This is a genomic window from Amedibacillus sp. YH-ame10 (assembly GCF_053848885.1).
In genome coordinates, this window is the sequence record NZ_JBSPFA010000057.1 from 1 (window position 1) to 6295 (window position 6295).

Consider the following 6295-nt stretch of genomic DNA (forward strand, 5'->3'; position numbering starts at 1 on the left):
TTACTTATTGCGAATACTATGGTTAAATTAAGACAATGAAAAAGAGATGATTTTTCAACCATCTCCGCTTAAGCCTTAATTTGTATCGTTTTTCATCCACCAACACCAAATGTTAAAGAACCATATAAAAAAGCTCCCATTTGGGAGCTACTTTATTAGCATGGTGCCCGAGGCCGGACTCGAACCGGCACAGTATTGCTACCGACGGATTTTGAGTCCGTTGCGTCTACCAGTTTCACCACTCGGGCGTGTGCTAGACTATTATAACGTATTTCATTCTTGAATGCAATTATTTTTTAAAGCAATTTGTATTTTTTTCAAGACTTCATTCTATATCTATTTCCCAACGATAAGTTCCATCTGTGCTTCTGTGATTTCTTCATCGCGTACCATAGCTTCTAACACTTGTTTTTGTCTCTTTAAAGCATTTTCTTTATGATCACTTAGTTGATAATTACTTGGCGATTGTGGAAGTCCTGCCAATAAGGTCGCCTCATTCAATGTTAAATCTTTTGGTTCTTTCCCAAAGTATCCTTCACTCGCCGCTTTTATACCAATATAATTATCTCCATAATTGATAACATTCACATATAGCTCAAGGATTGCTTCTTTACTCAATTTTCCTTCTAAATCATAGGCCATGAATACTTCGCTCGCTTTACGTAAATACGTGGATTGATAATCAAAATAAAGATTTTTCGCAAGTTGTTGTGTAATCGTACTACCTCCGCCAACAATACCCTTTGCAAAGATATTAGAAACCAATGCACGTAACATCGCGAAATAATCCACTCCGTTATGGTCATAAAATCTATGGTCTTCTATAGATACCGTTGCCTTTAATAAATAAGGGCTTATATCTTCGCTTGAGACGTATTCACTTCTTCCTTGAATTTCACTCACTTTATCCTCAATACTTTCTTTATTGATTGCGGATTTATAATTGAAGAATCCAACTCCAGCAAATACAATGCCACCTAGAAGAGCTAATAGCACTATTAACAATAATATTCTTTTTAATATTTTCATAATATCACCTGCCCCTAGTATAACATGATATGTTTTATTTTTTCGTTATCTTACACTTCTGTTATTGATTGTAAGAAAAATAAAACACGGTTTCCCGTGTATTATCTATTGGAATTAACAGACTTCATTATTTGCTTGATCTGCGCTTCAGATGGTTTTCTTCCCATTTGCAAGAACATTGCACGAATCATTTTCTCGTTAATAGGTGGGTTTTCTTTCAGTTCTTTCTCAAACTTCTTTCTTGTGAAATAAAAGCCTAAGAAACCTCCGACCACTAAACCAACTAGTGTTAATATAATAGAACTAACTAAATCCATATGTAATCCTCCTCGCAGTAAGTCCATTTTACTATTTTTAAGAACATTTTACAATACTTTTTCATCTTTATTCGCACTCAAGCACAAAAAAATTACGAAATATACGTTTCACAAATGGAAGAAATGGATTCTGTTCAGAATCTATTTTTACAAAATATTCAAAACATTCCATGGAATATTGTTTTTGTTTTATTGAGTGATCTAAATAAAGTATGGATTCCTCCATGACAATTGCGCTTTGAAAGTACGAACTCGCGCTTATCATCATAGAATTTATATCGATTTTTTCAAACATCAATTCTCTTTGTTCCATCGACAGATCTTCGCTAGAACGTAAGAGTTCAGGATGTTGTTGTATCAATTCATAAAAAGAAGGACGTATTGCATAGCATACTTTCATAATATCACCAAAAGTATTCTACCATACATCCTATCATTTCATTGTCGTTTTATGTCATAAAGGTATTAACGGTGTAAATCGATGTCTGAGAAATCGTATTTCTCTAATGTGGAATGAATTGTCTTATCCTTGATTGGTAAGTTTTCTTTCGTCATTCTAGCTTTTACTTTCATCGCAGACTCAATGGTTGCAGGACCACAAATACATCCACCCTGACAAGCCATTCCTTCTAAAATATCAGCTTCAAAGCGATTTATCTTCATCATCAACAATGCTTTCTTACAAGCAACGCTTCCATCCGCATATTCTGTTTTAATTGCTTCATCGCCATTTTCTGCAAGTGCAATACCAACAGCTTTTGAAACTCCTCCTCCAATAGAGAAATTACGTCCATGAGCAGATGCTACATCTTCATCACGTGGAGTTACATTTTCAGGAGAGATATGTTTAGAAACCAACATTGCCCCTAATTCTTCAAATGTAATACAGAAATCAACTTCACTATCTAATGCTTCTTGCTTCTTAGCAACACAAGGACCAACAAATACAACTTTGCAATCTTTATGCTTGTTTTTCAAATATCGAGCCGTAGCCACCATTGGACTTACCATATGGGATACATTCTTTTCATATACTTCCGGGAAGTGTTGTTTTGCTAAATTCACAAATCCAGGACAACAGCTAGTTGTAATTTTAACGCCTTCTGCTTTATGTTTTTTTGCATCTTCTTTTTCATACCATGCTACCGCATCTGCACCAATTGCTGCTTCATATACATCTTTAAACCCTAAAAGACGCATACTTTCCTTAATTTGTGGAAGTGTAGCTTCATCAAATTGTCCCTGAATAGCAGGAGCAAAAACTGCATACACATCATTTTCACTTTTTAATTCCTCAATCACGTTTACCATCCAAGACATGTCTTCGATTGCCCCAAAAGGACATTTTGCTTGGCAAGCACCACAGTTGATACATTTCTCTTCATCAATAAGAGCAAGATTGTCTTGATCCATAGAGATAGCATCCACTGGACAACTTTTCATACATGGACGTTGTGTTTCAACAATCGCATTGAATGGACAAGCATTCTTACATGCCCCACATTCTTTACATTTGTCATAATCAATAAATGCACGACCTTCTCCCATATGTATAGCATCAAACTTACATGCTGATAAACATGCTTTCGCCATACATTTACGGCAGTTGTCTGTTACTTGAATTTTTTGAATAGAACAGCCATCACATGCCGCTTCGATGACACGAACGATTTGACGTTCATTGCTATGTTCAACAGGTACAGGTGTTTTCCCTAATGCGATACGAGTACGCTGACGAATAATTTCTTTTTCTTTATACGTACAACATCTAAAATCAGCACGTTTTCCAGGAATCAGAAGATTCGCTACTTCATCGCATGTATCTTCATTGATTGTTCCAGAAAATGCACGTCTACTAACTTCGAGTAGAACATCGAACTTAAACTGTCTTGCTTCATGGGTAAATAATGACATAATATCCTCCTAATCACTTGTGTAATTTTTAACAAGCTAATTATAGCACAAACAAATTATAAAAAAAGACAGAAATGAAAAATTTTTGTCTTTTTTTACATTCGTCGTTTATGTTTACTTACCTTTTGGCTTATATTCAATATAAAGTACACTCGCAAATATCAAACACGCTCCTACAACCATCATAAAACTCATCGTCTCATGAAGAATAAGGAAGGAAAACAAGGATGCAAACAAGGCTTCCATAGAAAGAATCAAAGAAGCACTATTGGCACTTGTGTAGCGTTGTGCAAATGTTTGTACTAAATATGCTAACAAGGTAGATACAAAAACCAAATATAGAATATTTCCTAATGCACTCATTTCAAAGTTTGCTGGTGGTTGTTCAAATATCAATGCGCATATGGTAGACATTACTCCAGCACCTATCATTTGCAAAGTTGTCATAACCACCGCATCACTATGATGAGAATAGCGCTCTAATGCAATCATATGTGTTGCGAAGAAGAACGCACAGATAACAGATAAAACATCTCCCACACTCAAACTTAATGCATCTGGTTTCAAGGTTAACAAAGCAATCCCAACAACACAAATTACACTCGCTATAATTTCTTTTTTATTCGGTTTACGTCTTACATACATCCACAACAAATAAGGAACAAATACGACATTAGTAGCCGTTAGGAATGCATTCTTACTTGGTGAAGAATATTTTAAACCAAAGGTTTGAAAAGAAAATGCCAAAAACAATAAAGCTCCACATAATAAACCACGTGTAATTACGTAACGATCAAGTGTCTTCAACTTTTTAAAACATAATATAAACGGAATGATTGCTGCGCCAACAAAACGAATCATCATGATATAAAAAGGAGAAAAAGTATCCAAAGCACCACTTGTCGCAATAAACCCACCGCCCCATACGATGGTAACAAAAATCAACATCAGATTTGCGTATGAACGCTTCATTCTCTCACCTCATTCGCGTTATATCTTATCATAAACTTCATATCGATTAAAATACTTTTTTGGAATTCCTTGTAAATATTGCAAGTTTCCTATTTATTCTCTATAATATTTACTATATTTGAAGATGGAGAAAAGCATATGAAATTACTAGAAGATTATATTAGACGATATGGTGAATCGTTAAACAAGGATGTTTTAAAGGTGGATTCTTTCTTGAATCATCAAATTGATGCAGAGTTAATGATGCAAATCGCTCAAGATTTTAAAGAACATTTCAAGGATGTTCCCATCACAAAAGTGTGTACCATTGAAACAAGTGGGATTGCGCCTTCTTTGATGCTTGCTTACTTATTACAAGTACCTGTTGTATTTTTTAAGAAGAACACGTCTAAAATTTTGACTGACGATATTTATAAAACGAAGGTGCATTCTTTTACAAAAGATTTGGATTATGATATCACCTGTTCGAAGAAATATTTATCCGACAATGATTATGTATTATTCATTGATGATTTTATGGCAAACGGAGAAGCTTGTTTAGGCGCTATCGATATTATAAAGCAAGCAAATGCCAAAGTAAGTGGCATTGGTATCGTGATTGAAAAAGCTTTCCAATCTGGTAGAAGCAAAGTAGAAGAACAGGGATATATGGTATACTCTCAAGCAAGAATTGCATCTTTAGACAAGGATCACATAGCGTTTGTAAATGAAGAAAAATCCACATCGAACAACTGATGTGGATTTTTTTAAATCTTATGTATTCCGTTCTGATTTCGGATCTTCATAACAACCCGTACCAAAAATGGTACCACCAACAACTGCAATACAATCCCAGGAAAGGCAGTTACAAATGCACTTCCTATAAAAATTGCCAGTGTATAAGCTTTACCAGTAAAGCTTAATAACACAAGCGTTACCACTCCACTTACCGCACGTCCAGCCAACATGGTAAGAATCAAACTAGGGTAAATACGGAAGCGTTTTACACAAATACCACTTAATATTCCATAGGTCATAAGTTCAAACATCATGGATACACCAACTGGCATAAGCATCGGCATCCCCGTTAATACACTAGATAACAATGGCGTTAGAATACCCACCAAAGCCCCATAAAATGGACCACATAGAAACCCACATAAGAGCACTGGAATATGCATCGGTAAAAATACAGCTCCAGATGTAAATGTGAACCAATGAAACGCCATAGGAAGAATGATCCCCATGGCTAAAAACATGGAGGAAAGCGAAATATTCTTTACTTGACTTTTCATTTTTTATCCTTAAGCATTTCCGTATAAATATTTGTTAACTCTTGTTTCTCTTGTTCATTCATTTTACGCTCACTAGTATCATATCCATCTACAGTCCCTACATGTCCTGCAGTAACTTCACCATCTTCAATCGTAATCACAAAAGGTACATAGAATTGTTTATTACCTTCCTCATTTTTATCTAAGAATTTATCTGTATATTCCATAATCGTTTTCTTTTCTTCATCACTGATCAATGATTTTTTATCATTGTCTCGTGTTTGCACATACAAAATTTCGATTTCTTGTTGTTTTGCGACATCATTTAAAACAGGCAATGCCTCAACACACCACGGACATTTTGGAAATCCAAAGTACACAACCGCATTTTGTTTCTTTTCCAATATAGATAAAACAGAAGGCATATCAGATTTTATAAATTGATTGTCTTTATTTATAAAATTTTCATAATCACTCATGTCTGCGCTTTCCTCTAAACTACATGAAGTAGATCCTTCATCACCACAAGCCGTATTCTTCTTATCTTCTTCTTTTGTTGTAGTACATCCAACTAAGCATAACGCCATGAAAAGCAAAATCAGTTTCTTCATAAGCATTCCTCCTTTTTATACGTATCTATTTTATATGTTTCCATAGCATTTGTCTATGATTTACATTTGGTAAATGAAAAAAGAGGCTGTAACGAAATAGACACATTTGGAAATTCAGATGATGCCTAGGAGGTTACGACCTCTTTTTTTCATATATATGAGTCATATAGGTTAAAATAAGCTCATTAAGCTTAAAAAA

At 34.8% G+C, this 6295-nt stretch carries 8 protein-coding genes and 1 tRNA gene; 1 reads left to right on the forward strand and 8 read right to left on the reverse strand.

Annotated features, from left to right (window positions below):
• Positions 1–161: 161 nt before the first annotated feature.
• From ACWG42_RS14740 to ACWG42_RS14765, 6 genes are all read right to left on the reverse strand, one after another.
• Positions 162–248: transfer RNA gene (locus tag ACWG42_RS14740), tRNA-Leu, on the reverse strand.
• An 88-nt stretch (positions 249–336) separates the two neighbouring features.
• Complete coding sequence (locus tag ACWG42_RS14745) at positions 337–1029, reverse strand: transglycosylase domain-containing protein (protein ID WP_455793325.1); 693 nt, start codon at positions 1027–1029, stop codon at positions 337–339.
• Positions 1030–1130: 101 nt separating this feature from the next.
• Entirely contained in the window at positions 1131–1346 is a 216-nt protein-coding gene (locus ACWG42_RS14750; protein ID WP_455793326.1) for a YneF family protein, read from the reverse strand.
• Positions 1347–1413: 67 nt separating this feature from the next.
• Complete coding sequence (locus ACWG42_RS14755; protein ID WP_455793327.1) at positions 1414–1746, reverse strand: hypothetical protein; 333 nt, start codon at positions 1744–1746, stop codon at positions 1414–1416.
• 65 nt (positions 1747–1811) lie between these two features.
• Positions 1812–3260, reverse strand: a complete 1449-nt coding sequence (locus tag ACWG42_RS14760) for a 4Fe-4S dicluster domain-containing protein (RefSeq protein ID WP_455793328.1) — start codon at positions 3258–3260, stop codon at positions 1812–1814.
• Positions 3261–3374: 114 nt separating this feature from the next.
• Positions 3375–4232 carry a DMT family transporter gene (locus ACWG42_RS14765; protein ID WP_455793329.1) on the reverse strand — a complete coding sequence of 286 codons (858 nt, stop codon included), beginning with the start codon at positions 4230–4232 and terminating at the stop codon, positions 3375–3377.
• Between the two features lie 138 nt (positions 4233–4370).
• Here ACWG42_RS14765 and ACWG42_RS14770 point away from each other — a divergent pair, with 138 nt between their 5' ends.
• On the forward strand, positions 4371–4967 hold the full coding sequence (locus ACWG42_RS14770) for a xanthine phosphoribosyltransferase (protein ID WP_455793330.1): 597 nt from the start codon (positions 4371–4373) through the stop codon (positions 4965–4967).
• 11 nt (positions 4968–4978) lie between these two features.
• Here ACWG42_RS14770 and ACWG42_RS14775 read toward each other — a convergent pair whose 3' ends face one another.
• Positions 4979–5506, reverse strand: a complete 528-nt coding sequence (locus ACWG42_RS14775) for an ECF transporter S component (protein WP_455793331.1) — start codon at positions 5504–5506, stop codon at positions 4979–4981.
• On the reverse strand, positions 5503–6096 hold the full coding sequence (locus tag ACWG42_RS14780; protein ID WP_455793332.1) for a TlpA family protein disulfide reductase: 594 nt from the start codon (positions 6094–6096) through the stop codon (positions 5503–5505). Before ACWG42_RS14780 ends, ACWG42_RS14775 begins: the two co-directional genes overlap by 4 nt.
• Positions 6097–6295 lie beyond the last annotated feature (199 nt).

Bases quoted from the DNA above. Each gene is read 5' to 3' on its own strand.
- ACWG42_RS14750 (WP_455793326.1), bottom strand. From the start codon at position 1,346: ATGGATTTAGTTAGTTCTATTATATTAACACTAGTTGGTTTAGTGGTC.
- ACWG42_RS14780 (WP_455793332.1), bottom strand. From the start codon at position 6,096: ATGAAGAAACTGATTTTGCTTTTCATGGCGTTATGCTTAGTTGGATGT.
- ACWG42_RS14765 (WP_455793329.1), bottom strand. From the start codon at position 4,232: ATGAAGCGTTCATACGCAAATCTGATGTTGATTTTTGTTACCATCGTA.
- ACWG42_RS14775 (WP_455793331.1), bottom strand. From the start codon at position 5,506: ATGAAAAGTCAAGTAAAGAATATTTCGCTTTCCTCCATGTTTTTAGCC.
- ACWG42_RS14755 (WP_455793327.1), bottom strand. From the start codon at position 1,746: ATGAAAGTATGCTATGCAATACGTCCTTCTTTTTATGAATTGATACAA.
- ACWG42_RS14745 (WP_455793325.1), bottom strand. From the start codon at position 1,029: ATGAAAATATTAAAAAGAATATTATTGTTAATAGTGCTATTAGCTCTT.
- ACWG42_RS14770 (WP_455793330.1), top strand. From the start codon at position 4,371: ATGAAATTACTAGAAGATTATATTAGACGATATGGTGAATCGTTAAAC.
- ACWG42_RS14760 (WP_455793328.1), bottom strand. From the start codon at position 3,260: ATGTCATTATTTACCCATGAAGCAAGACAGTTTAAGTTCGATGTTCTA.